Genomic DNA, 25,057 nt, shown 5'->3' on the forward strand with positions numbered 1-25,057 from the left:
GCGGGATCGCGTTGAGAACCGGGTTACTGGAGCCTTGCCGATAATCCGTCGGCGCTGACGGGTGACGTCGTGCGGGCGCGGCCACACCCTTGGCGGCAAGGTACGGGACCGGTGAGAGGATGGTCGAAAACGTACGCTCTCATGACTGCCATCCGAGACGCTGGCCGAGCGTGGAGGGTGACTGGACGCGGTTGACCAGCGTGACCGGCTCGCCGTCCGCCACCTCGATCGCGGTTCCCTTGAACGCCCGGGCATAGAGGAGCACGAAGCCTTGCGGCGCGTGCCCCTTCGGCCAGTGCGGGGTGAGCATGTCCAGACGCGCATGGACATGACCGGCGTGGAGCGGGGCGGCGTGCGTCCAGAAGGCGCGCGACAGTTCGATTCCCGGTGCCACGGGAATGCCCGTTGACGCGCGGGTGACCGAGGCGAGGCTGGTGCCGAGCGACCAATCCACCCGTGCCGAGAGCGGCGCGACCCGGTTGACCCCAGCGACATCGAGCAACCGCCACAGCTGCCGCGCGAGTTTGGGGGTGGCGGCGTTGCGCGTCCGGTCGTCGGTGCTGTCGTCCTCTGGGCGCTGCGCCAGCTTCTCGGGCGCGGGCTTCAGCACCTCGAAGAAGCCCTCGGGCGGTTTCGCCGGTGCGTGCCGGCTACGCACCTCCGAGATCCGCGCGGTCGCCTGGTCGCGGAAGAACGGGCTGTCGCCGCGATGTTCGGCGCGCTTCGTGCCGGTCAGGCGGCGCAGATAATAGGTTTCCGCCTCGGAGAGATAGGCCGGCGTCAGGATCGGGGGGGCGAGCTGGCGGCCGAGACAGTCGCAGGCGAGCCATTTGTGGCCGATGCGCGCGTTCTGGACGAGGCGTATGCCGGCCTGCTCGTCGCCATGATCCCCCTCGCCGACATACCAGCGCACCAGCGCCGCGCGCAGCGGCCCCGGGAGCGGGATGCGGTTGGGGCCTTCGCCCGAAGTGTCGCGGTCGACCAGCCACATGCGTTGCGCATCCGTCCCGGCACGGGAAATATTGACGGTATCGGAAAACGAAGTTTTCCACTTGTCCAGCGATTTCGTCATCGTCCGTCGATTTCGCTGCGATGATTTGACCGTGGTGTCCGCGACCGGCTCTTCTTGATTCGACGACACAGAGACGAGCGGGGGACCGGTCATGAAGAAGTGGATCACAGGGGCTGCATTGGCGGCGATGATTACAGTGCCGGCGAATGCTCAACCCAGGAGGGGGAACCGTCAGGTGCAGATGATCGCGATGGGCGGTGCGTCGGAACCCACCGGTCTTGGCGCGCGAAGCGAGGCCGGCGTGCCTGCCGGCATCTCGTCGCCACCCGAAATCCCCGGGTTCGCGGTGCATGACCTCAGCCGGCGCTATGTCGAATACCGCATGGTCAACGAGCTGCGCGGCAATGTCGAAGGCGTCGTTCCTGCCCCGATCGATGCCGCGAACATGGCCGTGCCGGCGCTTCCGGTCGCGGCGTCCTCGCCGATATCGGTGCCGTTCTGGATGCGGCCGGCAGGCCCGGCCCTCCCGATGGCGCCGCCGGTCTTCACCCCCGGCTGTACGCCCGTCGGCTATCGCCCGTCGGGCATCCTGTCCCGCGGTGCCGAGGCGCGGCGTGCCGCCTTCTACGCGAACATGAGCGCGATCGCGTGCGAGCACGGCATCCCGGTCGGGCTGTTCGATGCCGTCATCATGCGCGAGAGCCGCTACGATCCGGCAGCGATCTCGCCCAAGCGCGCCTATGGCCTCACCCAGCTGATGCCCGGCACCGCCGACGGGCTCGGGGTAAACCGCTTCGATATCATCGGCAATCTGCGCGGCGGGGCACGCTATCTGCGCCAGCAGCTCGACCGCTTCGGGCAGGTCCATCTGGCACTGGCCGCGTACAATGCCGGTCCCGGCCGGGTGCGCGGCGGGCAGATCCCCCGGATCACCGAGACGCGTGAATATGTCGCCAACATCCTGACCAACTGGAGCCGCCTCTCCGGCTTCGGTCGGGTCGCAACGGTCCAGGCGTCGTCGTTACCTGTGGCACCGCCTCTCACCTCCATGGCAGTACGCGGGCCAGGTGTCGCGATCTCCACCTTCTGACGGTGCTACCTGCACGACGCCGGGGAATTGGACGCGCCGGATCCGCTTGCTTCCGTCGGGGAGCATTGCGGCGGCGATAGCCGACGCTCCCGCATGTTCCGTACATGCAAGGTTTGGGATTATTTCCGACGGTTCGGCAATCAGGCCGTCAGGCCCGACGTGTTGCCCGACTAGGGCAACGCCATTGGCGTTATATTAAATAGAATCCCGTAGCGGTTAATCATCATCATGAGTGTCACGCTGGCGCGCCTCGATCGTGGCCCCCATGCGGGCGAGCAGCTCACCGAGTTCGCCGCCGATCTCGACACGCGCGCGCTCGCCGAGGCCGAGCCTCGCCAGCATATCGCGCGTCGCTTGCTCCACATCGGCACGTCGCTGGATGTCGTCATCGGGTAGCGGCGCGGGGCGTAAGCGGCGCGGCAATATCCGCTTCACGCAATCGGGCAGGAGAGCGCGATAGACATTCGAGGTCTGTGCGTAGCGCGGCCCCGGTCCACTGCCGGGCACCCGTTCGAAGCGCCGCTGGCGTGCGAGCAGCCCGACCGTCTCGAGGATATTCAGCACCCGCCCGATCGTGGCCTCGCCCAAACCGGTGCGCTCGGCGAGACCCGCGTAGGACGGATAGACCTGTCCCTTGCACAGCCGCGCGAGCGTCAGCAGTTCCTCATAGACGCGTATCGCCGCGCTGGTCAGCAACGTCAGGAGACGCTCGGCGACGCTCAGCGAGCGCTTGCCCGCGCGCGCCTCGCGTTTTAGCCGACGTCCCTCGTCGAGCGCGCGTCTGGCGGCCGCGAGCAGTCGGTCGGTCTCGCCTTTCGCCGGCACCGAAAAGAACGTGTCCTCGAACGTCCCTGCCTCTCGGCTGCCGCGCAACACCGGCGCGCCGGTCGGATGCGGCGCACCCGATTTCGCCCGCGAGCGGCACACCGGCATCCCCGACAACGCGGCGATGCCGGCCTCGCCGACTGAAAACAACCCCATCTTCCTTCCTCCTTATGGAGGCCGGGCCCAGGCAAAGAAAATGCGTGGCGCGAAACGCGCATCCTTGACGGTCGGACCGGGAAGCGATATGTCGGGGCTTGAGATTGAAGCCTTTAAGCGTTTACCAGACGCTGACATATCGGGTGTTTGCTCCCCGATCCTAACTTTGGGATGCCCGGCCTCGTGCCGGGCTTTCCTTTATGTGGTCACGGCCAAAAACTCCTGTCGGATATGCTGGTTTTCGCGAACTGCGCTTAGGACGGCATTGATTGCCGCTTCGCGCGAGGACAAGCCAAGCGCTTCCTGAACCTCGTTAAGAAATTCGATGGTTTCAGCCGATAACCAAAAACAGTCTCGTCTTTGGCCCAGCGCACGCCGCTGTGCTGCGCGGTTGCGCATGGTTACGGCTGCTGCCTTGGTTGATACCGACTCCGTCATCGTGACGAAGCGTAGCAAACCGTTAAACTCTTGGCAATTTTCAGCGCTTAATAAATGCTGAAGCGGTTAATTGTCCGCTGCCTGGGATTTCAGGCTTGGTCCTCCCCGCAGAACCTAGCCTTCAGGCTGGCCCGATGATTCGAGAGCCATTGCATGCGATCCAGAAGCCTCTCGGCGGTCTGCTGACGTAAAGCCCGCCGGTGGCGATCGTCAAGATCCTGAAGATCAAGACCATGGATGTTGGATAGGCCCTGAACGAGCTCCGTAGCCAGCCCGGTCATAAGATCGCTGAAAAAAATGGCGATCTGCAGATCTTCTTCGAGGGAGGCATCAGCTCGCTCCCCGAGTTCACTGATGACTGCCAACTGGTAGCGGTCGACCCCGAGGTCTCGGAGAATGGCGTCGATCTCATCGACCCGAACCGTCGTTCGCTTGTCACTGTCTTTGGCCATCAGGCGATAGGCACGTGAGCGGCTCATTCCGATCCTGCCGGCGATGGACCCTGGGGTAATGCCCCTGACCCGCATGATCCTCATGGCTATAGCCATGTTTTCATCCGTCGATGGAACCGCAGTCCGAACTGGTCGCCCCAAAGCGGGTTTGCCCCCCCTTGCGTCCGCCATCGCATTCCTCCTGTCTTGGGGGCATTAAAGTGGCGTGCGTCCCGAGAGGCAACCCTATTTGGATCTCAATTCGTTCTAAGCACGAATGTGTCGAACTGTTTCCGCGCGGTCATTGCCTCACTGGATGAACATTATCGCGGGTCCTCCTCAATACATCGCTGAATAGTCTCGCCTTGTCGTCCGGTATTCCTATTCTCGATGCGATGCGGGCGCTTTCCCGATCTGCAATGTAACTCATCACAAGTACAGAGCATGCATTTCTCAAATCAGAACATCGGCCTGTCAGCTTTGCCAGCCACGCATCAAGATTATCTAACTCACCCTTGCTAGATCGCTCCAAAGTAAGGACAATTTCATACTCACCATCCGGATCTATTATTGAGAGGTGAGTTTCAATAATGCTCTTTGATGGCATAAGTGCATTGTCGCGCCAGTGCGCGAGGAGATCGCTTACTAATGCTGAAATGGTTATGTGCCGTTTCGCCTCGTCCGAACCTATACGAACTCCCTCGGAGGTCAGCTTAAACAACTGCTCCGAAGTATGGATTGTAACCACTTCAATGTTACTCGACATATTAATGCCAGCACCTCATTCCTAATCTCCTGCGCTTTCCCACGCCTGTTTTCACCAATTTTGAGTCCACGCGGTCTGCTAACCTGTCTGCCTCACAACATGGTCATGCAGCGCATGGACCCGAATCGCATAATCCCGGCCTTTGGGACGCTCCGTCCTAGCGGCTGGGATTGCCAATCCCAGGGACTGGGACGGAGCGTCCCAGCGGCTGGGCCTTGAGCCCCGAAATAGAGTCGAGAATCGGCAATCCGTGTCTGTCGTCTCCACTATTTTTGCAGAATTACCTTACGACAGCCTTAATCGTTTGGTGAACGCCTCGGATCCGGAGAACCTTCCTTTGGGCGCACAAAGCGCTCCATCTGAAGGAGACTTCCATGAAAGCACTGACCAAGGGCCGCATCGAGACCGCGGGCCTCGCAGCCCTCGGCCTCGTAGGGGCCGCAGCCGTTCTGGCCGGTCCGGCGTTCGCCGGCGCCGACGCCACGTTCAACACCGCGCTGAACTCGTTCACCGGCTTCCTCGAGGGTTCGGGCGGTAAGATCATCACCGTGCTGAGCCTCGCGGGCGGCATCGTCGGCCTCGCCTCGGGGCGCTTCAGCCTCGGCCAGGTCGCGATCCCGGTCGGTGTCGGCGTCGGCGCGGGCACGGGTATCCCGATCGTCACCTCCACCGTCACGGCGACGGTCTGACCCCGTGCGCACCGGCCGGGTTGCAGCCCGGCCGGTGTCCCTACCGGAAGGTGGTGTGATGTCAGCCGACAAATACGTGATCCCGTCTCATCTGGATGACCCCGAACTGATCGGGTTCTGGACGCTGGATGAGTTCCTCTTCATGGTCATCCCCTTCGTGTGGGGGATCCTGTCCCAGCATATCATCATCGGCATCGCATTAGGGTTCGCGGGCTGGTGGGGTCTAAAAAAAGCCAAAGCTGGGCGGGCGGCATCGTGGCTCATACACCTGGCCTACTGGCATCTGCCGGGCGGATTTCCGTCGCTGCGCGCCACGCCACCTTCCTATCTCCGGCTGATGGTGGGCTGAGATGGATTTCGCATATCAACATGCGCACAGCCAGCGCGTGCTGCGCCAGCGCAACCTGCTCGGCGTGGTCGCGATCGTGCTCGCAGCAGCCGTGGCACTCCTCCTCCTCTTCTCCGCCTCGCGTGACCGCGAGGTCGTGTTGCAGCCGGTATTGCGCTCGCCGCTGACCGTCAGCAGCGCGGGCGTCAGTCGTGAATATCTCGAAATGGTCACGCGCGATACCGCGATCCTGACCCTCGACCGCTCGCCTGCCAACCTCGACTATTGGATGAAGTCGGTCCTCGAGATCGTCTCGCCGCGCGCGCAGGGCAAGATCAAGGCCGATCTGCTGCGCATCGTCGACGAGCAGCGCGGGTCGAGCATCAGCCAGTATTTCACGCTCCAGTCGATGAAGATCGACCCCGCCAACCTCCAGTCGACGGTGACGGGCCAGCTCAACACCGTCGTCGGCCAGAAGATCATCACCTCGCAGGTGCGCACCTTCCGGTTCGACTGGGAATATTCGGGCGTGTCGCTGAAGCTCATCGGCTTCGGGATGGTCCAGCCCGAGAAGAAGGGCATGCCCGCATGACCAGCTACCTCGCCTTCGGCAGCGCAGCGCTCGGCACCGTGCTTGCCTCGCGTAGCTTCTGCCATCTCAGCCGTCTGGCGGGCGGTGCCTTGATCGGGGCATCGGTACTGCTGTTCGCCACGCCCGCCTTCGCCGACCAGAATCTCCAAGTCTCGGACGGCGCGGCGGTGCAGTGCAATGCCTCGGCGAGGGATTTGACGCGGATCAGTCTCGTCCAGGACGAGTTCGCCAGCGTCTCCAAGATCAACACCGGCAATCCGAGCGACGACTTCTCGGTCGTCAACGAGCCGGTGCGCGGCGACATCTACCTGTCGGTGCCCGACGGCTATAGCCGCCCGGTGCTGTCGTTCTTTGCGACCAGCAAGCGCGGCTATGTCTACAAGTTCGCCTGTCGGATCGCGGGCAACGAAGCCGCGCAGGTGTTTCTCTCGAACCCCGCGATCGAGAAGGCCGAGGCAGCGGACGAGGCGCCGATGGGCCGGGCAGCGGCATCAACCACGAGCCCGCAGGAAGGCGCGATCCAGCTCATCCAGGCGATGTACGCCAACAAGGTCGGCGACGGCTACGAGATGAAGCAGCGCGCGATCCGGCCGGTTCATGTCGGCGATCTCAAGGTCCAGATGATCGCGGAATATCGCGGGTCCGATCTCACCGGCCATGTCCTGCGCATCGAGAACACCGGTGCGACCGAGACGGTGCTGACCGACGACATGGTCGCACCGCGCGGCGCGCTCGCGGTCTCGATCGCGGATCCCAAACTGGCCGTGGGCAAGGTGACCACGGCCTATCTCGTCTCACGCAGCGGGAAGTAAGCCGATGGCATTCAAAGACATGTTCTCGCGCAATCGCAAGGCGCTCGACGCGCCCGAGGGCGACGGCGTCTCGCCGGTCGCCTCCGAACTCGCCGGTAACGACGCGACCAAAAAGAAGCAGCAGATGATGCTGGCGGGCGTGGCGGCGGTCGCACTGGTCGGCGCCTCCTTCTACATCTTCGACGGCGGTGACGCGAAACCCGAGACGGCCGACACCGCCGAGGAGGTGAAGGTCTCCACCAAGGACATGATGAACCGCAACCTCTCCGAGCAGGAGTGGATGGCGCTCAGCGAAAACCGGTTCGATTCCACCGAGAACCAGCTGAAGGGCATCAACGGCACCAACCACCGGGTCGACCAGCTCTCCGAGCAGATCGAGGCGCTCAAGGCGCAGAACCAGTCGATGGCCTCGGACGGCCAGCGTGTGGTCTCGGCCTACCAGAATGAGAACGAGCAGCTGCGCCGCCAGGTCAACGAGCGCGCCAGCGCGCCGCCTGCGCCGGGTCCCGCCGCGATGTACGGTCCCGCCGGCGTTCCCCTCTATCAGCGGCCCGAGGGCGCAGGGGGGGCACAGGTCCCCGAAGCCCCCGCCCCCGCACGGCTCTCCGAAGTGAAGATGGTCTCGTTCCAGACGGCGGGCGGCACCGCGACGCAGGTTGAGAAGGGCAACACCGTCTATAGCGACAGCCCGAACTATCTGCCGCCCAACAGCTTCGCGACCGCGCGCGTCATCGTCGGCGTCGATGCGGCGGCCGGCGTCCAGAGCCAGACCGACCCATTGCCGGTCGTGCTGCGCGTGACCGGTCCCGCACGCTCGGTCTTCCAGAACGGCAAGCTCCTGACCACCCGGATCCAGGGCTGCCTCATCAACGGTGCGGCACGCGGCGAACTCTCGAGCGAGAAGGTCTACGTCAAGCTTCAAAAGATGACCTGCCCGCAGCCCGGCGGGCGTTACGCGGTGTCCGAAGTGAAGGGCTTCATCGCCTTTGCCGGCAAGACCGGTGTGCGCGGGCGGGTGGTCAGCCGCGAAGGCTCTCTCGTTGGGCAGGCGTTCATCGCGGGGCTTGTCGGCGGGATCGGGCGCGGCTTTGCCACCAACACCAATCTCGCGCTGCAACCCGGGAACGTCGTCGTGAACGGTCGCCGCCAGCAACTCGGCCTCGGCGATATCGCCCAAGGGGGTCTGGGCAACGGCGTCGCCGAGAGCGGCGACATGGTCTCGAAGTATCTCATCGAGCGCGCCGAGCAATACCAGCCCGTGATCGAGATGCCGACCGGTGTCGATGTCGAGGTCGTTTTCCTGGAGGGTGTCCATGTCCGTAATTGACCGCATCCGTGCACGGCCGGCGCGCTCCGCGCTGCTCGCGGCCGCCTTGCTCGCCTCGCCGTTCGTCGGCGCCGGCGCGGCAAGCTACGCGTCCAGCATCGGCATCGTCGGCGCGTCCGACACCAAGGTCGCCGCCCTCCTCAAGGAGCGACTGCCCAAGACACAGGTCTCCGGGCTCGACTGCGGCAAGGTCGCCGGGCTGTGCGAGGTCACCGCCGGCAACAACCTGTTCTACGTCGATCGCAGCGCGCGCTATCTCGTCATCGGCCGGGTCTACGACATGGACACGCGCCAGGACCTGACCGCCGCGCGGCTGCTCGAGATCAATCCCGACATGCTGGTCGGCGGAGCGGCGAAGGCGAATGCCGCGGCCGAGGCGGGCGGACCGCCCTCTCCGCCAGGCGCCGCGCCGGCGCGCGCGCCCGCGCCGTCGCTCAAGTCCTTGCCGATCTCGACCCTGCCGGCGACCGGCGCGATCGAGTGGGGGCCGCGCGGCGGTAAGAGCGTCACCGTCTTCAGCGATTTCCAGTGCGGCTATTGCCGCGCGCTCACCAACACGCTGCGCTCGATGAACGTGCATGTGATCGAGCGGCCCATCTCGACGCTCGGCAGCCGCGATCTCGCCAACCGGGTCTATTGCGCGAAGAACCGCGAACAGGCGCTCCACGCGGCCTATGCCGGCGAGCCGGTCAAGGGGTCGGCCACCTGCGACACGTCCGGGCTGGACGCCAACGAGGCCTTCGCGCGCAAGCATGGGCTCGCCGGCACGCCGGTCATCGTGCGGAGCGACGGCGCCGCGATCGAGGGCTATCGCCCGAAGGAGTTCCTCGCCGCCTGGCTCGCGGGGAAGGCGTCGTGAGCGCGCGGTCGCACACGCTCGCCGCGATCCTCGCCGGCACGCTGCTTTCGGGCTGCATGACGATGGGGGGCACCGTGAAGGGCGATTTCGCCTGCCGCGCGCCCGACGGCATCTGCGCGCCGAGTTCGGTCATCGACGATCGCGCGCTCGCGCTGATCCTCGGCGATGCGCCCGAGGCGCAGACGACGCCCGCCGGTCCATATACGCCGGCTCCGGCCGCGCGGCGCGGGCAACAGATCGCCGCTGCCGATCCCACGCGTACCCGCGAGAAGGTGCTGCGGATCGTGTTCCCCTCGCATATCGATGCCTCGGGACGGCTCTACGAGCAGACGGCGGTCCATGCCGTCGTCGAGAACGGCGACTGGCAGAGCGCTTCGGTCGGGGCGCCCGTCGCCTCCTCGCCGGCGCAGGTCGCGTCCTCGGCTGCTGGCGGACCGCTGTTCGCGGCGGTCGACCGGGTCAGCGTCGCGCTCACCGATATGGGCGACGGCTATGCCGGAGCCGATCCCGACGCGCCGAGCGCGGCCGCGGTCGCGGCGGCCCGAGCGCGCGCGTCCGATCCGATCGGGGACATCAAGGCGCAGGTCGCGAGCAAGCTGGCGGTTCGTCCGCCGCGTACCGCCGTGACCCGGCCGGGAGCCATTCGCTCCACGCCGCCCCGTCTCGAAGTCGGCAAGGCGGCGCTGCCCCTCGATGCTTCGGTGTCGGCCCCCGCCGGTCAGGCCGTCGCCGTGAAGGTGCCCGCGGCACCTGCCGGAACGCGGACCGCGCCGGCAAGCCAGGCGGGCACCGTCGCGAAAGCCCCGGTTCCTTCCGCTCCGGCCGCTACCCCGCCATCGGCGCCCGTTGCGGCCGGGATCGCGACGCCGGCGCATGCCACGCCGGAAGGCAAGGCGGCCGTCGCGCGCTTGCAGGCGAACCCGGCGCTCGCCGCCGGCGTCGGCGGCATGAGCGCGGCCGCGACGGCCGCTCGCCCGCCGCTCGCGCTACCGGTCCTGCGCGCGCCCTCATTCCCCGGAGCACCCCAATGAACATGCTGCGCTCGATCCTCGGCGGCATCCTCGGCGACGACGACAAGCCTGACAATGCGCGCCCCGCGACCGCCGTCCCCCGGCTCGTCCACTGGCTGCCCTATCGCAGCTACGATTCCAAGACGCACATCTTCTACAATTCCGCCTCGCGCGGTTTCGTCGTCGAGGCAGCGCCCATGATCGGGGCGAGCGAGCGCAGCCACGAGATCCTGACGCAGTTCCTTTCCGAAGGCGTGCCGACGCCGGGGACGCTCCAGATCCATGGCTGGATGAGCCCGCGCGTCGGCGACCGCCTGTCGGGCTGGTATCTGCCGCGCTTCATGGCCGCCGGCGTCTATGAGCGCATGGCCAAGCACCGCACCGACTATCTGCTGGGCGGAGTCTGGGATTCGCTCTCGGTCGCGGCCCCCTTCCACCTGCGCAACCACCGCGTCGCGATCAGCTATGCGACCCCGGAATCGAGCCGGGTCAGCAACGAGGAGATCGTCTCGGTGTTGCAGGGGCTCATCTCGAGCCTCGAGGCGATCGGGGTCGAGGCGCGTCCGATGGACCCGCAAGCGCTCATCGCCTGGATCGACGATATCACCTCGCCGACCACCGCGCCGGGGTCGGACGCGATCAGCTACAATCCGTTCGATCCCATCGCGGACCAGGCGGTGCGTCACGACCTCGAGGTCCGGATCGAGCCCGACCGGCTGCTGCTGCGCACCGAGCGCTTCCGTCCGACCGGCAAGGTCATCGACGATGCGCCCGAGATCGGCGAAATCTACCCGGACGTCTTCGATGTCCGCTCCTTCTCGGTGCGCAACCTGCCGACGCGCTGGGCACCGTGGGACATGGCCAAGCTCATCGGCGATCTCTTCGCCGACAAGCTGCGCATGCCCTGCCCGGTCGCGACGAACCTGTGCCTCGACTTCCCCGACGCCGAGGCCGCCAGCGGCCGCGCGAGCCGCAAGTTCATGCGCACCACCAGCCTTGCCGACAGCAAGTCGGCGCGGCTGCTGCCGCAGCTGAAGGATCAGTCGGCCGAGTGGAAGTTCGTGAAGGACGAGCTGCGCCAGGGCCGGAAGCTGGTGCAGGCGTTCTTCTCGGTCACCTCGTTCAGTCCCAAGGGCAAGGGCGATACCAACGAGCGTATCCTGAAATCGGTATACCGCGCGGCGGGCTGGGACCTGCTCGATGACCGCTATCTCCAGATCCAGGGGCTGCTCGCCTCGATGCCAATGACGATGGCCAACGGGCTGTCGTACGACCTCAGGAACATGAAGCGGTTGCGCACGGTGCTGACCACCACCGCCGCCAGCCTCATGCCGATGCAGGGCGAGTATCTCGGCGCCAACGTGCCGCACCTGATGCTGATCGGGAGGCGCGGCCAGCCCTTCTTCTGGTCGCCGTTCGAGAACACGGCGGGCAACCACAATGTCGCGGTGTTCGGCAAGTCCGGCTCGGGCAAGTCGGTCGCGCTGCAGGAATTGTGCGCCTCGATGGTGGGTGCCGGCGCCAAGGTCGTGGTGATCGACGACGGCCGCTCGTTCGAGCATTCCGCCAAGCTGCAGAACGGCTCGTTCGTCGAGTTCACCATGGCGTCGGGTTTCTGCCTCAACCCCTTCTCGATGATCGATCCGGTCCAGGCGGAGCATGACGAGGATTACCTCCTCGACTGTTTCGCGATGCTCAAGTCGATCATCAGTCAGATGGCGCGCCACATCGACAAGCTGAACGATACCGAGCGGGGTCTGATCGACGGGGCGGTCAACAAGGTCTGGGGCGAGAAGGGACGCGCCGGCTCGATCGACGACGTGATCGACGCGCTGAACGGGACCGGCAACGATCTCGGTCGCGACCTCGGCATCGCGATGCGGCCCTTCTCGCGGGCGGGCACCTATGGCCGCTTCTTCGAGGGCGAGGTGTCGTTCAAGCTGGAGGCCAACCTTACCGTCTTCGAGCTGTCGGATCTCTCCTCGCGCGAGGAATTGCGCAGCGTCGTGCTGACGGCGATCATGTTCATGGCGTCGCAGATGATGCGCCGCGTCGATCGCGCCACGCCCAAGGCGCTGCTCCTCGACGAGGCGTGGCAGATGCTGAAAGGCGGCTCGATGGCCGACTTCATCGAGGCCTATGCGCGCACCTGCCGCAAGTACGGCGCGAGCCTCGTCACCGCGACGCAGAGCCTCAACGACTATTACAAGTCGGACGGCTCGAAGGCGGCGCTGGAGAACAGCGACTGGTTCGTCATCCTCCAGCAGAAGGCCGAGACGATCGCGGACTTCAAGAAGCACGACCGCTTCGAGATGGACGATCATACCGATGCGCTGCTGCGTTCGCTCAAACGCCAGGGCGTCGAATATTCCGACGTGCTCATCAAGGGACCCGACATGCTGGCCTCCGGCCGGCTCGTCCTCGATCCCTATTCGGCGACGGTCTATTCCTCCTCGCCGCGCACCTTCGCCGCGATCCACGAGCTGCTCGACCAGGGCCTCACCATGGAGGCCGCGATCGAGCGGATCGCCTTCCCCGACAACCCCGAGAAGTGGAACGATGGCGCGGACGATCTCGCCATCGCCGCGGAGTGACCAGCATGGCGACCATCGTCTCCCCCGCCCCCGAGCGTAACGCGACTAGCGCGCGTCCACGGCCCGACTACGGCTTCGCGCTCTATTTCATGCTGCGCGCCACGGGCTTTCTCGCCTCGACGATGCTGATGGCGTTCGGCGTCTACGTCCTGTTCTTCCTCGCGATCGGCGGCTTCTCGCTCGACGGCATGATGGCGCACCTCGCCAACATGGCGGGGCGCTATGTCGAGGCCGAGCCTTCGCGGATCACCGGCTTCAAGGCGATCGCGGGCACGACCTTCCTCCTCGCGACGCTCGCCATCGCCTTCTTCCGCCGGCACGCGCTCGTCGCGCTGCTCGCCGACATGAAGGAGAACGCGAAGTGAGCGCGCCCGGGACCGGCCCGGACGCCCGCGCCTCCGCCGAGCCGGCACCCGTCCCGGCCCCGGCATCCGCCGACACCGGCGCTACCGCTGCCGCGACCGCGCCCGCACGGCGCCCGGCAGGCTTCGCCGGGCTAACCCCCGCGCAGCTCGGCCTGGGCCTGCTCGCCATCCTGCTGGCGATCTGGGGCATGTGGGTCACGCGGACGCTCATGACCCCGACCGACCAGCATATCGTGAAGGCCGACCTCTCGCGGATCGTCGGCGATTACGTGCAGGCGCAGGCGCGCAGCGACACGCCGCCCGAGCGCGTCCAGGCCGAGATGCGGCGCTTCATGGCCTCGCTCGACGGCGAGCTCCAGCGTCGCGGCAAGGCGGGCGAGGTGGTGCTGGTCGGCGAGGCAGTCCTCTCGAAGAACGTGGCCGACATCACCGCCGATGTGGCGAAAGCGGTCTATGCGAACGGCGTACCGCGCCCGCGTGCCGGCAGCGGCGCGCTGCGGGGACAGGTCGGGCAGGCCGGACAGGGCGTGCCGATGGCCGCGCCGGTCGATCTGGCGTCGGCGTCGCAGCCGGGGATCGGTCCGGTGCCGGGGGCCGCGATCTTCGGTGACGGCCCCGCGCCCGCCGGCGCTCCGGCGATGTCCGGTCCCGCACCCGCCTCCGACCCGGCGCTCACCGGCGCGGCGGTCTCGGTCTTCGGGCAGCAGTGATGGCGCAAGCGCTCGCCCCGGCTTCCGATCCCGCGCCCGCCTGGCGGCCGCGCCGCAACCTGTGGGCGGCGATGGGGCTGTTCTTCGCGGGGAGCATCGCGCTGACCGCGATCGCGGACTGGCGCGACACCCACGCGCTGCTCATCAACCAGACCACGTCGCTCCCCAACTGGGCGTTCGTGATCCACAAGACGCATGTCCCCCAGCGCGGCGACTATGTGTTCTTCGTGCCGCCCGCGCACCCGATCGTGATCCGCCATTTCGGGTCGAACAAGCAGATGTTCGGCAAGATCGTCTACGGCATGCCCGGCGATACCGTCGAGCATCGCGGCAATGCCGTACTGGTCGCGGGGCACGTGGTATCGCACACCAAGCCCGCCACCCGCTTCGGCGAGCCGCTGGTGCGTGGGAGCAACGGCGTGGTCCCGCAGGGCTGCTATTATGTCGGCACGCCCCACAAGGACGGCTTCGACAGCCGCTATGCCGCGATCGGCTATGCGTGTTCGGACAAGATCGTCGGGGTCGGGGAGCCGATCCTGTGAAGGCGATCCTCGAGACCGCCGCCTTCGCCGCGATCCTGACGCTGGGCATGTCGACCCCGATCCGCGCGCGCGACCACGGCACCGTCGGCCAGACCTTTCCCATCGCGGAAGCCGACCTGCTGACCACGATCGAGACCCGGCTGCGCACGCTCGAGGCGAACGGCGGGATCGAGCGGATGAACAAGGTTTTCGCCGAGCGATCCGAGGCGCGCATCCGTCGCCCCAAACCCGTCGCCGGCGTGACGCCCGCCGGCGATGCGCGCGAGTGGCTCTACGATCCGACGATCACGATCGACAAGGATATCCGCGACCCCAAGGGCAATCTCGTCGCGAAGGCGGGCCACACCGTCAATCCGCTCGATTTCGTGACCATGCGCCAGGCGCTGGTGTTCGTGGACGGCGACAGCCCCGAACAGATGGACTGGGCGACGAAGCGCTACACCGACGCCAACGCCAAGATCATCATGGTCAACGGCTCGCCGATCGATGCCATGACCAAACGGCAGCGGCGCTTCTACTTCGACCAGGAAGGCCGGCTCACGGGCAAGCTGGGCGTGCGCCATACGCCGGCGGTCGCCGAGCAGGACGGACGTGTCGTGAAGATCAGCGAGATCGTGCTGCGGGGGAAAGGCTGATGCCGCTCTGGCTCGATCTTCTGCGCACCCCGATGGCGGCGCCCGAGACCGGCGAGCTGCGCGCCATGCGCCGCACCTTTCAGGTCCTGTGCGTCCTGTGCGCGGTCGGCGTGCTGGCGATCTCGCCGTTGACCTCGCTTCTCGGCCGTGCCGCCGGCGTCGGCGTGGCGGCGCTGCTCATCATGACCGCGCTCCACACCGCGCTCTACGTGACCCGCAAGAACCGCGCGGACGCCGCCTTCCTCGACGCGGCGGTATCGGGGGGCGACGAGGCATGAAGGCGTTGCGCCTCGCCGCGGTGGCGTTCCTTGCCGCCATCGCCGCGATGCTGGCGCTGCCCGCGGCCGCGCAGGCCCCGTCCAAATGCACCGGCAAGTTCGTGAACCCGATCACCGACGTGTGCTGGTCGTGCCTGTTCCCGATGTCGGTCGGCGGATTGAACATCTGGCCGAGCGGTCGTCCCGACACCCCCAATCCCGGCCTGCCGGTCTGCGCCTGCGGCGCGCCGGTACCGCGCATCGGGATCGCGGCGGGGTTCTGGGAGCCGGTCCGCCTCGCCGATGTCTCGACCAAGCCGTGGTGCTTCGTGAACCTCGGCGGCGCGAAGATCTCGCCCGGCTTCGATATCGGCAACGGCCAGATCTCGGCGGCGGGCCAGGTCGGCGGCCAGCAGCAGAGCACGTCCAAGTGGCATGTCCACTGGTACATCTATCCGCTGCTTTACTGGATGGAAATCCTCGCCGATTTCGTCTGCTTCGAGCAGGCCTCGTTCGATATCGCCTATATCACCGAGGTAGATCCCCTGTGGCAGGACGATACGCTGACCGCGCTCATCAACCCCGAGGCGGTGGTCTTCTCCAATCCGGTCGCGCAGGCCGCGTGCGCGGGCGACTGCATCGCCGCGACCGCGCGCCTGCCGCTCGATGCGACCTTCTGGTGCGCCGGCTGCCAGGGACCGATGTACCCGATGAACGGCAACGTCGCCTCGCATGTCGGCCACGTCCAGGCATCGCGTCTCGCGCTCTCGCGCTTCGCCTTCAAGATGCACCGCGAGGGGCTGGCCTGGGGCACGATGGGCGCGCCTGGCCTCTGCAACAAATATCCGATGCCGATGCTCAGGAAGCAGCAATATCGCATCCAGATGACCAACCCGATCGCGACGGTCAGCGGCAAGGCCGCCTGCTCGCCGATCGGGGCGTCCGACATGCCGCCGCAGGCCGGCCGGTCCTTCCCCGTCAAGGGCGAGGACATGGGCTACCTCGTGTGGCGCAAGCGCAATTGCTGCGTGCTCTGAGGAGAGACCCCATGCGCCGCTTCCTCATCCTCGCTTCCGCCCTTGCCGGGGTTGCCGGCTTCCAGGCGTTCGCCCAGACCGTCGAGGGGCTCGACCTCGATGCGGTGCGCGCCCGCGCGCAGGCGATGGGTCCCGATGCCGAAGCCTTCGTCGCCCATGTCCAGAACCGTGGGGACGCCTTTCGCGAGGAAGCCATCGCGGTGCGCGACAAGGCGAACGACAATGCCGTCCAGCTGGCCAAGGCCGATCTGCCCAGGGGCTATGACGGCGCGGTCGATTTCGACGAGATCATCAAGGGCGCGGGCGCCAATGCGGCGGGCGCGCGCGGCGACGCGCCGCAGCTCATCGTCTTCGCCAGCCTTTCGATGCCGCCCCAGGCGCTGCGCCGGCTGATCGCGGATACCGCCAAGGCGGGCGGCGTCGTCGTCTTTCGCGGCTTCCCGAACAATTCGATGCGCGCCTTCAGCGAACAGATGGGCAAGGTCGTGACCGAGCGCGACCAGCTCGCCAATGTCGGCGTCGATCCGCGCCTGTTCAGAGCGTTCGACGTCCAGGCCGTGCCCGCCTATGTCGCGGTCTCGTCGGACTTCGACCTGTGTTCGGGCTTCTCGTGCAAGAGCGAGGTGCCCGCCTATGACCGCATGACCGGCAACGTCACGCTGCGCTATGTCCTCGAAACCTTCGTGGACGCGCGCGGACCCGGTGCCGGCGTCGCCGGCGTGGCGCTGCGCAACATGAGCAAGGCCGGCGCGTGAAGCGTCTCGTCCTCCCTTTCCTCTGTGCGCTGCTCGCTGCTGGCGGCGGCTTCGCACAGACGACGAAGGAGGAGGCACGGCGCGAGGGCAACGATCTGGGCAAGGCGATGCGTGCCAACGGCGCCAATCTGCCGGGCCAGGGACAGCTTGGCGAACTGCCGGGATACCAGGGCACGACGCTGCCGGAATCGACCTATTTCAGCGATCCGGATCGCCTGACCGCCGAGGCGCGGCCGATCGCGACCGCCGACCAGAACTTCCGCACCGTGACCGACGCCGACAACAGCCGCCCGCGCTTCTCGAGCGCCGAGATCGAGGAGGTGACGCGGCGCGGCATGACGATCGCGGACAACCCCGATGCCTATCTCGAGGGACAGCAGCTGGGTGGCGAGAACGGCACCTGTACGCCGCTGCCGCCCGGTGCCGGTGCCAAAGGCTATTACGAGGCGGTCTGCAACAAGGGGTCGCAGATATCCGAAGGTCCGGAGACTTGCACCGCGCGGCTCGTGCCGACCGTCGTCAACACCGAGCGCTATTTCTACTACGGGGTGCGCGACCAGAACGAGGGTAACGGCTTTGCCCGCAACAGCGTGATGGCCGCCAAGGTCGCGGCGGGCATCTGTCGCACCGAACCTGCCACGCCGCATATCTGTGACGCACAGGTCGAGATGGGCGCGGGCGGCGATCGGCCGGCTGACTATCTGCGCTGGTGCAAGGGGCTGAGCTCGATGCGCACCAACGCACAGCTCTATTCCTGTTCGTCCGAAATCCCGCAGGCCGAGATCCCCGCGCACGTCAACAATCGCACCGGCACCACGTACCTGCGCAAGGAAGGGTCGACCAGCGTCACCGTCACCCGCAACGAGGGAAGCTGCCCGGCGCTGTCGGACAACGAGGGCTGCACGGCGACCGGCGAAGAGGTCTGCACCGAGGGGCCGGAGACGCGGATGATCGAGGGCGTCGCCGTCACGCAAAGCTGCTGGGCATGGTCGCGCACTTTTTCGTGCCGGCGGATCACGCAAGGCAACGACTGCACCGATCTCGATGCCAATCGCCAGTGCACCTTCCTGCGCGACGAATGCCTCGACGATCCGCAACAAGGCGCCTGCAAGGTCTCGCAGCGGATCTACAGCTGTCCGCTTCCGGCCGAACAGGCGCCGGGCGACAAGCAATATATCTGCGGCGGCGATGTCTATTGCATCAACGGCGACTGCGAGCCGATCGAGCGCGAGGCATCGACCGAGTTCAAGGACGCGCTGGTCGCCCTCCATTCGCTGGGCGAGGCGGGCAAGCAGTTCGACCCCGACAATCTGACCGTCTTCTCGGGCGAGCGGGGTGCCTGCAGCAAGAAGATCTTCGGCGCGTCCAACTGCTGTTCGGGCAAGGGCGTACCGCTGCTCACCCCCTGGCTGTGCAGCGCGGCCGATCGCGCGCTGGACGAAAAGGACGACAAGGGGCTGTGCCACAAGGTCGGCACCTATTGTTCGGACAAGGTGCTCGGCATCTGCGTCACTTCGCGCGACGCCTATTGCTGCTTTGGCAGCAAGCTCTCGCGCATCCTCCAGGAACAGGGCCGCACCCAGCTGAACAAGCCGTGGGGCAAGCCCAAGGACGCGAAGTGCGAGGGTTTCACCATCGAGGAGTTCCAGCGCCTCGACCTCTCGAAGATGGATTTCGCCGAGGTCTACGCCGAGTTCACCGACGCCGCCAAACTCCCCGACGAGGTGGAGACAATGGCCAAGATCCAGCAAAAAATTGAGGATTATTATGGTCGTTCGCCTCGCAACTAAATGGGGAAGCAGCGGGGGCGAAGGCCCGTGCGAGATCCGCATGTCGGTCTTCGAGCTCGCGATGTTCATGCGGATCTTCCGCGATGAAAACCCGGTCGATCCCGGCGACGTGGCGGCGACGGTCGGCCACTGGTTCGAATGCGACGTGACCGTGGCGCACGTCCGCGCGGTCGCCGACCGCATGATCCGCAAGGGCTGGCTCACCCACCGCGAGGGGGGCCTTCGCGCCGCGCCGGACGGCCGCGACCAGGCGCGCGTCAGCCTGCACGGCATCATCAACTTCATGCGGATGGGCACCAAGCTGCTCGACGTGGCCTTGATGATGAACATCCTCAACGTCGCCAAGCACGAGGTCGACCCGCCGTACGAGGAGGACCTCGATCCGATCGACGAGGACCTCGACCATCCGGACGCGCCCGACCGCTGGCTCACGAAGGATGGCTGGACCGATATCGATCCGGCGACCGGCAAGCCCGACCCGTGGCGCAACGGCAGCGGACCCAAGGGCACCCGCTCTGGAGATGGCGAAGCCGGAAACGCCGCGAGCGCCGGGGCCGGCGAGGAACCGGCCGGGAGTGCCGGTAGCGGTGACGACGCCGGCGCGGGCGACGCCCCGGCCGATAGCGCCGCGAACGATGCCGACACGGCCGGTGACGACACGGGAAAGCTGGCCACGAACGAGCCCGGGGCGCCGGGAAAGACCCGGGGGGAGAATGACGATGACGAACGATAGGAATCTGGTCCGCCGGTTGCGGATCGTCTGTCTCGCGGCGTTGGGTGTCGTTTTGCTGCCGGCGACCGCGCCGGCGCAGTCGCTCGCCGAGGCGGCCGCGTACGAGGACGATGCGCGCGCACAGATGGTCGCAGCGCCCGCGTCGGCCGACGAGGCGCAGGCCGCTGAAGACGCCTTCTACTGCCGCGAGCGCCGGCTCGGGCAATGGTTCTACTGCGAGAAGCCTCGCGCGAAGCCGAAGACGGCGACCCCCGCGCCCACCCCGCAGGCCTCCGCCAGCGAGCGGCTCGCCGCGATCGGCAAGGAACTCGATGAACTGAAGGCCCGCGCCATCCTCGAGCCGAGCGAGGCGAACGTCATCGCCTATGTCCGCTACCAGCGCGAGCAGCTCGACCGTGCCTCGACCTTCTCGGACACCTGGCAGCGCGCGCTGTGGCAGAACCCGGATATCGACTACACGCTCCAGCGCCCGGTCTCGACCGTCGGCAAGCGTGCCTGGACCGATACCCGCAAGGCCGACCGCGACACGGTGATGAACCGCTTGGGCGAGCGGTACGGCATGTTCTACTTCTTCGCGCAGTCCTGCGCCGCCTGCGAGGTCTTCGGCCCGATCCTGCGCTCAGTCGCCGCCAGCCACCGCATGGCGGTGATGGCGGTCTCGATGGACGGGGGACCAAGCAAGGACTTCCCCAACTACGTGGTCGACAGCGGCCAGCGCGCGCGCATGGGCGTGCCCGGCAACGCCGTCCCCGCGCTCGTCCTCTTCGACACCGTCACCCGCCGCACCGTCCCCATCGGGTTCGGCATCCTCTCGGCCGACGAAATCTCGGACCGCATCTTCACCCTTACCAACACCAAGGTCGGGAGCGACTACTGATGCACACTCCCCTGCCCCCCGCCCGCTCACCTTTCCGCGTCTTTCGCCGGCGGTTTGCCGCCGGGCTCGCGAGCGCCGCCGCGCTCTCGATGATCCCGGCCGACATCGCCTCCGCTCAGGTCGCCGCCAAGATGAACGACTTTTTCAACGATGCCGGCGGTGCCGCCAACGTGACCGGGCCATCGGCCTATCAGGGGCAAAGTGCCGGTTATTATTCAGGTGGCAACGTTTGGACCCGCTTCCCCCAGCGCAGCGTCCAGCCCTTCAACCTGCAATTGCCGAGTGCTCGCGCCGGGTGCGGCGGGATCGACCTGTTCGCCGGCTCCTTCTCGTTCATCAACTCGGGCGAACTCGTCGCGATGATGAAGGGCGTCGCCAACAATGCGCTGGGCTTCGCCTTCAAGCTCGCCATCAGCAGCATCTCGCCGCAGATCTCGAAGGAGATCGACTTCCTGCAGGGCGCGGCGCAGCAGCTCAACCAGATGAACATCTCGTCGTGCGAGGCCGCGCAGGGGTTGGTCGGGGCGGTGTGGCCCAAGATGCAGGGCGCGCGATCGACCATCTGCGCGGCGGTCGGCAACAGCCAGGGCAAGTTTTCCGACTGGGCCAAGGCGCGGCAGGGCTGCGGTGCCGGCGGTGAGCAGGATGCGACGCTCGAGGGCAATACCGACCCGAAGATGGCCGACCATATTCCGGCCAAGCCGCGCAACTATACCTGGGAGGCGTTGAAGCGCTCCAACAAGTTCGGCGGCTTCGACAAGCAGTTCTCCGAATATCTGATGACGCTGGTCGGCACCGTCGTCATCAGCGGCAAGGACGCGGACCGGAGCATCAAGTATTTCGGCCCCGGCGAGGATGCGGTGGTGACCGCACTGCTCGACGGCACCCAGAACGGCAACCCGGTCAAGATCCTGTCGTGCCGGGACGATGATTGCCTCGACATCAGCGAGCAATCGCTGCCGATCCCGACCGCGAGCGCGCTGCGCCCGCGCGTCAAGGCGATGATCGTATCGATGAACGGCAAGATCCGCACCGACAGCGCGCTCGACAATGCCGAGAAGCAGCTGCTCAACATGACCAACATCCCGCTCTACAAGATGCTGACCGTCCAGGCGCTCGCGCATTCGAGCTTCACCGACGGCGAGGTCGATGCGCTGGCCGAGGTCGTCGCGATCAACCTCCTCGCCTCGATGATCGACAACATGATCGACCGGGTGGTGACGCAGGTCGATTTCCAGCCCGCCGATCAGGCGACCGCCGAGACGTGGCGCGGGCAACTGGCCGATGCGCGCAACAAATACGCGCAGCGTGACGTGAAGGTGAAGGACACCGTCACGATGGCGACCAACCTCATCAACCGTTCGGTGATGCTGGAATCGACACTCCAGAACGCGATGTCGCCGGGCATGCAGGCCGCGCTCAATTTCTCGCGGGGCCTGAGCGCGCAGGGGCTCAACTAAGGGGGCTTTGACGATGGTCGAGGTGTTCACGATCGGGGGCGGCGAGTATATCGTCAACGTCTTCAACGCGGTCGCCGCGTGGACCGGAGGCGGCGGTTATCGCGCGCTGCTGCGCGTCGTCATGGTGCTCGGCTTCATCTACGCGCTGATGGCGGTCGCCTTCACGATGAACGTGCGCGCCTGGCTCAACTGGTTCCTGGGCTCCGCGCTTATCTATTCGTGCCTCATGGTGCCGACCGTCACCGTCAAGGTCACTGACCGGATCAATCCCAGCCTCGCCCCCGCCGTCGTCGCCAACGTGCCGCTGGGTCTGGGCGTAATGGCCAGCTTCACCAGCCAGGTCGGCGACTGGCTGACGCGGACCGCCGAGACCGTGTTCGTGATGCCCAACGAACTCAACTATTCGACCAACGGCATGATCTACGGCTCGCGCCTGTTCGACATGACGCGCAACTTCCAGATCCGCGATGCCGAGTTTTCGACCAACCTCCAGATACACTTCAAGAATTGCGTGTTCGGCGACATCCTGCTGAATCGCAAGTCGCTGACCGTGTTGTCGCAAGCCAAAGACCTGTGGGCCGAGCTAGGACCGGGTTCGCCGGCGCGCGGACAGCCGTGGATCGCGCGCGACGGGTCGGGCATGAGCAGCCAGATCGTCACCTGCGAGCAGGCCTATAACCTGCTCAGTGCGCAATGGGTGCCGATGATCGAGGCGGCCACCAGCCTGTGGGGCAAGGAAGCCTATACCCGCCTGTCGACCGCGCAGGCGGCGGCCAAGCTGAAACAGGACATACCGGTCGTGGCTTCCGCCTTCACCGGCTCGTCGGGCGACTATACCTCGACCATGCGCCAGATGACCGCGATCAACGCCTTCATGCAGGCGCGCGACGGCATGGCCGGGGGGCCGGGGTCAGCCTCGATCGACACCTTCGCTACTACCCGCGCCGACATCCAGGCGCGCAACACCTACAATTCGATCTCGCAGCAGGCGATGACCTGGGTCCCGATCCTCAACATCGTGCTGACCGTCGTCTTCTACGCGATGTTCCCGGTGATCTTCCCACTGTTCCTGATGCCGCAGACCGGGGTCCAGGCATTGAAGGGCTATCTCACCGGCTTCTTCTATCTCGCCTCCTGGGGGCCGCTCTACGTCATCCTCCACATGATCTGCATGAGCCGGGGCATGTCGGCTGCCAACGGGGTCGCCGAGGGCGGCGTGTCGCTTGGCAGCTTCGCGGGCATCGGCGCGGTCAACGCCGAGACCGCCACGATCGCGGGGTTCATGCTCATGAGCGTGCCGTTCATGGCGGCAGCCCTCTCACGCGGGGCCATGAGCATTTCGGGTCAGTCGATGTCGATGCTCAACCCGGCGCAGAACGCGGCCGAGGCAGCCGCCGTCGAGCAGACCACCGGCAATTACAGCTACGGCAACGTCAGCTTCGCCAACTCGTCGTCGAACAACCTGCAAAGCAACCAGTGGCACGACGCGGCGAACTATTCGACCGGGGCGGCCGGGTTCACCGAGCGTGCGAGCAACGGCGCGACCCGATCGGCCTATGGCAACGGCGAGTCCGTCTACAATGTCTCGGGCGCGATGTCGCAGCTCGGGACCGGCTTCACCGAGAACCGCGGCATCGCGGCCGATCTGCGCCAGACCGCCTCCGAGATGCGTCGCCAGGCGGTCAGCGAAGAGGAAGCCGCCGCGCGGATCCTGACCTCGACCAACACCGATCGCGCGTCGCAGGGCACCTCGACCACGATCGGGAGCGGGTTCGAGACATCCTCGTCTAACACCGACAGCAGCGGCGTCGAGAACTTCTACGGCAACAGCGGCAGCACCTTCAACGGGATCGAGGACCGGTCCAGTGTCGGGAATGCCGCCCGGGTGACAGGATCGCATCGGCGCGCATCTGAAGACAACGACGTTACTCGCGGAGGCTATTCCGCTGCGCTAGGCCTCCCTGGTGGTGGTGGTGGCGGAAAGAATGCTGGGGCGAACGGAACTGGCCAGTCCGGCGGCGCTTCAGCGTCGTCGCCCAACCGTAGCCCGTCGATAAACGGCGGAATTGAAGGGGGTCGCGTCCTAAGCGCCCAAAATTCTGATAGTCTTCATCGTTCGACAGAAAGAACCCAATCTACGGATGACGCCAACACAGCGTCCGGCGGGATACGAAATGAAAAGTCCGCTGGTGATCGCATCACCGATGGAACTGGACATCAGGAGCGTTCCGCGCTCACTAGCCGCAACGAACGGTCAAGCACGGCGTCGCGCAGCCGCGAGCAGGCGCTTTCCGAGGCTGCGACCCATGAACTGCGCGCGCGCAAGCTGAACGAGCGGGCCGACCAGCTGTCGAACGAGGCCAGCTACATGGAGAGCCACAACTTCCAGGTCAGCCAGAACCTCAGCCAGGATTTCTCGCAGTGGTACGAGCGTCGTATCGCAGGCCGTCAGGGTCTCGATGCCCCTTCGCCGCTTGCCGTCGTAATGACGCCGCAGCAGCGGCAGGTTCGCGATCAGTTGATGTCAGAGTATCTCGCCTCGTCGAAGCAGGAGATCATGGACTCGGTTGCCCCCCGCTTCCACGAGCCTGATCTCGTCGACGTCCCCGCCTCGCCCATCACATCGGAGGCGGATGTCCGCGGGCATCATCGTCCCGGTGGGCTACTGCCCGTCAACATCCCCGGATCGTTGCCTGACACGACCGGGGCGGCAGGCAGGATCGCAGCGGGCCAAGCCGGGATCGCTGATGCAGGACGCGCGGCTTCCGTCATGCGTCAGGGGCATCTGGATGCCGGGTCGGGTGTACGGGGTGAGGTCGATAAAGATATGAACCGGCAATTCTTCACCGATCCGAAGGCCCGCGAGATGCCTGAGCTATTCCCTGGGTCACGCTATCTGAAGGAAAAGATCTTTGGCCCTAGTGAGCCCAAATCCAAATGAGAAGAGCCGCAAGGACCGCATAAGAC

Annotated in this window: 24 protein-coding genes and 1 pseudogene; 21 read left to right on the forward strand and 4 right to left on the reverse strand. The window is 66.1% G+C overall.

The features are described 5' to 3' along the window. Positions 1–163: 163 nt before the first annotated feature. A pseudogene (locus BMX36_RS17605) lies at positions 164–991 on the reverse strand (hypothetical protein); the annotation flags it as partial. A 172-nt stretch (positions 992–1,163) separates the two neighbouring features. On the opposite strand from BMX36_RS17605, the gene BMX36_RS22325 reads away from it, so the two are divergent. Beyond that, the gene (locus tag BMX36_RS22325; RefSeq protein WP_305825952.1) at positions 1,164–2,102 is read left to right on the forward strand and encodes a lytic transglycosylase domain-containing protein; all 939 of its coding nucleotides are present in this window, start codon (positions 1,164–1,166) and stop codon (positions 2,100–2,102) included. 216 nt (positions 2,103–2,318) lie between these two features. Here BMX36_RS22325 and BMX36_RS17615 read toward each other — a convergent pair whose 3' ends face one another. From BMX36_RS17615 to BMX36_RS17625, 3 genes are all read right to left on the reverse strand, one after another. Continuing rightward, complete coding sequence (locus tag BMX36_RS17615; protein WP_093067733.1) at positions 2,319–3,083, reverse strand: helix-turn-helix domain-containing protein; 765 nt, start codon at positions 3,081–3,083, stop codon at positions 2,319–2,321. A 198-nt stretch (positions 3,084–3,281) separates the two neighbouring features. Then, entirely contained in the window at positions 3,282–3,482 is a 201-nt protein-coding gene (locus tag BMX36_RS17620) for a hypothetical protein (RefSeq protein ID WP_093067735.1), read from the reverse strand. A 128-nt stretch (positions 3,483–3,610) separates the two neighbouring features. Further along, positions 3,611–4,069, reverse strand: coding sequence for a hypothetical protein (locus tag BMX36_RS17625; protein ID WP_093067738.1), 459 nt, complete (start codon positions 4,067–4,069; stop codon positions 3,611–3,613). A gap of 1,023 nt (positions 4,070–5,092) precedes the next feature. Here BMX36_RS17625 and BMX36_RS17630 point away from each other — a divergent pair. The 20 genes from BMX36_RS17630 to BMX36_RS17725 all read left to right on the forward strand — a co-directional run bounded on the left by BMX36_RS17630 (position 5,093) and on the right by BMX36_RS17725 (position 25,031). Then, a complete protein-coding gene (locus BMX36_RS17630) occupies positions 5,093–5,407 on the forward strand; it encodes a hypothetical protein (RefSeq protein WP_093067741.1) in 315 nt (104 codons plus the stop codon). Positions 5,408–5,465: 58 nt separating this feature from the next. Further along, positions 5,466–5,756: a type IV conjugative transfer system protein TraL gene (traL, locus tag BMX36_RS17635; protein ID WP_093067744.1), complete on the forward strand. Its 291-nt coding sequence runs from the start codon at positions 5,466–5,468 to the stop codon at positions 5,754–5,756. Position 5,757: 1 nt separating this feature from the next. Then, the gene (locus BMX36_RS17640; protein WP_093067747.1) at positions 5,758–6,327 is read left to right on the forward strand and encodes a type IV conjugative transfer system protein TraE; all 570 of its coding nucleotides are present in this window, start codon (positions 5,758–5,760) and stop codon (positions 6,325–6,327) included. After that, entirely contained in the window at positions 6,324–7,139 is an 816-nt protein-coding gene (locus BMX36_RS17645; RefSeq protein ID WP_093067750.1) for a type-F conjugative transfer system secretin TraK, read from the forward strand. Before BMX36_RS17640 ends, BMX36_RS17645 begins: the two co-directional genes overlap by 4 nt. Positions 7,140–7,143: 4 nt before the next feature. Next, a complete protein-coding gene (locus tag BMX36_RS17650) occupies positions 7,144–8,466 on the forward strand; it encodes a TraB/VirB10 family protein (RefSeq protein WP_093067754.1) in 1,323 nt (440 codons plus the stop codon). Next, complete coding sequence (locus BMX36_RS17655; RefSeq protein ID WP_093067756.1) at positions 8,453–9,325, forward strand: DsbC family protein; 873 nt, start codon at positions 8,453–8,455, stop codon at positions 9,323–9,325. The genes BMX36_RS17650 and BMX36_RS17655 overlap by 14 nt, the downstream gene beginning before the upstream one ends. Further along, the gene (locus BMX36_RS17660; protein WP_093067759.1) at positions 9,322–10,356 is read left to right on the forward strand and encodes a TraV family lipoprotein; all 1,035 of its coding nucleotides are present in this window, start codon (positions 9,322–9,324) and stop codon (positions 10,354–10,356) included. Before BMX36_RS17655 ends, BMX36_RS17660 begins: the two co-directional genes overlap by 4 nt. Beyond that, positions 10,353–12,929 carry a type IV secretion system protein TraC gene (gene traC, locus BMX36_RS17665; protein ID WP_093067762.1) on the forward strand — a complete coding sequence of 859 codons (2,577 nt, stop codon included), beginning with the start codon at positions 10,353–10,355 and terminating at the stop codon, positions 12,927–12,929. Before BMX36_RS17660 ends, traC begins: the two co-directional genes overlap by 4 nt. 5 nt (positions 12,930–12,934) lie before the next feature. Further along, positions 12,935–13,294 carry a hypothetical protein gene (locus BMX36_RS17670; protein WP_093067833.1) on the forward strand — a complete coding sequence of 120 codons (360 nt, stop codon included), beginning with the start codon at positions 12,935–12,937 and terminating at the stop codon, positions 13,292–13,294. Beyond that, entirely contained in the window at positions 13,291–14,004 is a 714-nt protein-coding gene (locus tag BMX36_RS17675; RefSeq protein ID WP_371262941.1) for a TrbI F-type domain-containing protein, read from the forward strand. The genes BMX36_RS17670 and BMX36_RS17675 overlap by 4 nt, the downstream gene beginning before the upstream one ends. Then, a complete protein-coding gene (locus BMX36_RS17680; RefSeq protein WP_093067764.1) occupies positions 14,004–14,546 on the forward strand; it encodes a S26 family signal peptidase in 543 nt (180 codons plus the stop codon). Before BMX36_RS17675 ends, BMX36_RS17680 begins: the two co-directional genes overlap by 1 nt. After that, positions 14,543–15,181, forward strand: a complete 639-nt coding sequence (gene traW / locus BMX36_RS17685) for a type-F conjugative transfer system protein TraW (RefSeq protein ID WP_093067767.1) — start codon at positions 14,543–14,545, stop codon at positions 15,179–15,181. The genes BMX36_RS17680 and traW overlap by 4 nt, the downstream gene beginning before the upstream one ends. Continuing rightward, positions 15,181–15,459 (forward strand): hypothetical protein, encoded by a 279-nt coding sequence (locus BMX36_RS17690; RefSeq protein WP_093067770.1) that lies wholly within the window; start codon positions 15,181–15,183, stop codon positions 15,457–15,459. The genes traW and BMX36_RS17690 overlap by 1 nt, the downstream gene beginning before the upstream one ends. Next, positions 15,456–16,475: a conjugal transfer pilus assembly protein TraU gene (gene traU, locus BMX36_RS17695; RefSeq protein WP_093067773.1), complete on the forward strand. Its 1,020-nt coding sequence runs from the start codon at positions 15,456–15,458 to the stop codon at positions 16,473–16,475. Before BMX36_RS17690 ends, traU begins: the two co-directional genes overlap by 4 nt. 11 nt (positions 16,476–16,486) lie before the next feature. Next, positions 16,487–17,230: a type-F conjugative transfer system pilin assembly protein TrbC gene (gene trbC / locus BMX36_RS17700; RefSeq protein ID WP_093067775.1), complete on the forward strand. Its 744-nt coding sequence runs from the start codon at positions 16,487–16,489 to the stop codon at positions 17,228–17,230. Then, positions 17,227–19,020, forward strand: a complete 1,794-nt coding sequence (locus tag BMX36_RS17705; RefSeq protein WP_093067778.1) for a conjugal transfer protein TraN — start codon at positions 17,227–17,229, stop codon at positions 19,018–19,020. The genes trbC and BMX36_RS17705 overlap by 4 nt, the downstream gene beginning before the upstream one ends. Before the next feature lie 40 nt (positions 19,021–19,060). Beyond that, entirely contained in the window at positions 19,061–19,753 is a 693-nt protein-coding gene (locus BMX36_RS17710; RefSeq protein WP_093067780.1) for a hypothetical protein, read from the forward strand. Positions 19,754–19,877: 124 nt separating this feature from the next. Beyond that, positions 19,878–20,630 carry a conjugal transfer protein TraF gene (locus tag BMX36_RS17715; protein ID WP_093067838.1) on the forward strand — a complete coding sequence of 251 codons (753 nt, stop codon included), beginning with the start codon at positions 19,878–19,880 and terminating at the stop codon, positions 20,628–20,630. Next, positions 20,630–22,090, forward strand: coding sequence for a conjugal transfer protein TraH (locus tag BMX36_RS17720; protein WP_093067783.1), 1,461 nt, complete (start codon positions 20,630–20,632; stop codon positions 22,088–22,090). The genes BMX36_RS17715 and BMX36_RS17720 overlap by 1 nt, the downstream gene beginning before the upstream one ends. A gap of 13 nt (positions 22,091–22,103) precedes the next feature. Then, positions 22,104–25,031 (forward strand): conjugal transfer protein TraG N-terminal domain-containing protein, encoded by a 2,928-nt coding sequence (locus tag BMX36_RS17725; RefSeq protein WP_093067786.1) that lies wholly within the window; start codon positions 22,104–22,106, stop codon positions 25,029–25,031. Positions 25,032–25,057 lie beyond the last annotated feature (26 nt).

The sequence above is a fragment of the Sphingomonas sp. OV641 genome (genome assembly GCF_900109205.1).
Classification (GTDB): domain Bacteria; phylum Pseudomonadota; class Alphaproteobacteria; order Sphingomonadales; family Sphingomonadaceae; genus Sphingomonas.

Excerpts from the sequence above, each read along its gene's own strand:
- BMX36_RS22325 (WP_305825952.1), top strand. The coding sequence starts at position 1,164 with ATGAAGAAGTGGATCACAGGGGCTGCATTGGCGGCGATGATTACAGTG.
- BMX36_RS17615 (WP_093067733.1), bottom strand. The coding sequence starts at position 3,083 with ATGGGGTTGTTTTCAGTCGGCGAGGCCGGCATCGCCGCGTTGTCGGGG.
- BMX36_RS17620 (WP_093067735.1), bottom strand. The coding sequence starts at position 3,482 with ATGCGCAACCGCGCAGCACAGCGGCGTGCGCTGGGCCAAAGACGAGAC.
- BMX36_RS17625 (WP_093067738.1), bottom strand. The coding sequence starts at position 4,069 with ATGGCTATAGCCATGAGGATCATGCGGGTCAGGGGCATTACCCCAGGG.
- BMX36_RS17630 (WP_093067741.1), top strand. The coding sequence starts at position 5,093 with ATGAAAGCACTGACCAAGGGCCGCATCGAGACCGCGGGCCTCGCAGCC.
- traL (WP_093067744.1), top strand. The coding sequence starts at position 5,466 with ATGTCAGCCGACAAATACGTGATCCCGTCTCATCTGGATGACCCCGAA.
- BMX36_RS17640 (WP_093067747.1), top strand. The coding sequence starts at position 5,758 with ATGGATTTCGCATATCAACATGCGCACAGCCAGCGCGTGCTGCGCCAG.
- BMX36_RS17645 (WP_093067750.1), top strand. The coding sequence starts at position 6,324 with ATGACCAGCTACCTCGCCTTCGGCAGCGCAGCGCTCGGCACCGTGCTT.
- BMX36_RS17650 (WP_093067754.1), top strand. The coding sequence starts at position 7,144 with ATGGCATTCAAAGACATGTTCTCGCGCAATCGCAAGGCGCTCGACGCG.
- BMX36_RS17655 (WP_093067756.1), top strand. The coding sequence starts at position 8,453 with ATGTCCGTAATTGACCGCATCCGTGCACGGCCGGCGCGCTCCGCGCTG.
- traC (WP_093067762.1), top strand. The coding sequence starts at position 10,353 with ATGAACATGCTGCGCTCGATCCTCGGCGGCATCCTCGGCGACGACGAC.
- BMX36_RS17670 (WP_093067833.1), top strand. The coding sequence starts at position 12,935 with ATGGCGACCATCGTCTCCCCCGCCCCCGAGCGTAACGCGACTAGCGCG.
- BMX36_RS17680 (WP_093067764.1), top strand. The coding sequence starts at position 14,004 with ATGGCGCAAGCGCTCGCCCCGGCTTCCGATCCCGCGCCCGCCTGGCGG.
- BMX36_RS17690 (WP_093067770.1), top strand. The coding sequence starts at position 15,181 with ATGCCGCTCTGGCTCGATCTTCTGCGCACCCCGATGGCGGCGCCCGAG.
- traU (WP_093067773.1), top strand. The coding sequence starts at position 15,456 with ATGAAGGCGTTGCGCCTCGCCGCGGTGGCGTTCCTTGCCGCCATCGCC.
- trbC (WP_093067775.1), top strand. The coding sequence starts at position 16,487 with ATGCGCCGCTTCCTCATCCTCGCTTCCGCCCTTGCCGGGGTTGCCGGC.
- BMX36_RS17710 (WP_093067780.1), top strand. The coding sequence starts at position 19,061 with ATGTCGGTCTTCGAGCTCGCGATGTTCATGCGGATCTTCCGCGATGAA.
- BMX36_RS17715 (WP_093067838.1), top strand. The coding sequence starts at position 19,878 with ATGGTCGCAGCGCCCGCGTCGGCCGACGAGGCGCAGGCCGCTGAAGAC.
- BMX36_RS17720 (WP_093067783.1), top strand. The coding sequence starts at position 20,630 with ATGCACACTCCCCTGCCCCCCGCCCGCTCACCTTTCCGCGTCTTTCGC.
- BMX36_RS17725 (WP_093067786.1), top strand. The coding sequence starts at position 22,104 with ATGGTCGAGGTGTTCACGATCGGGGGCGGCGAGTATATCGTCAACGTC.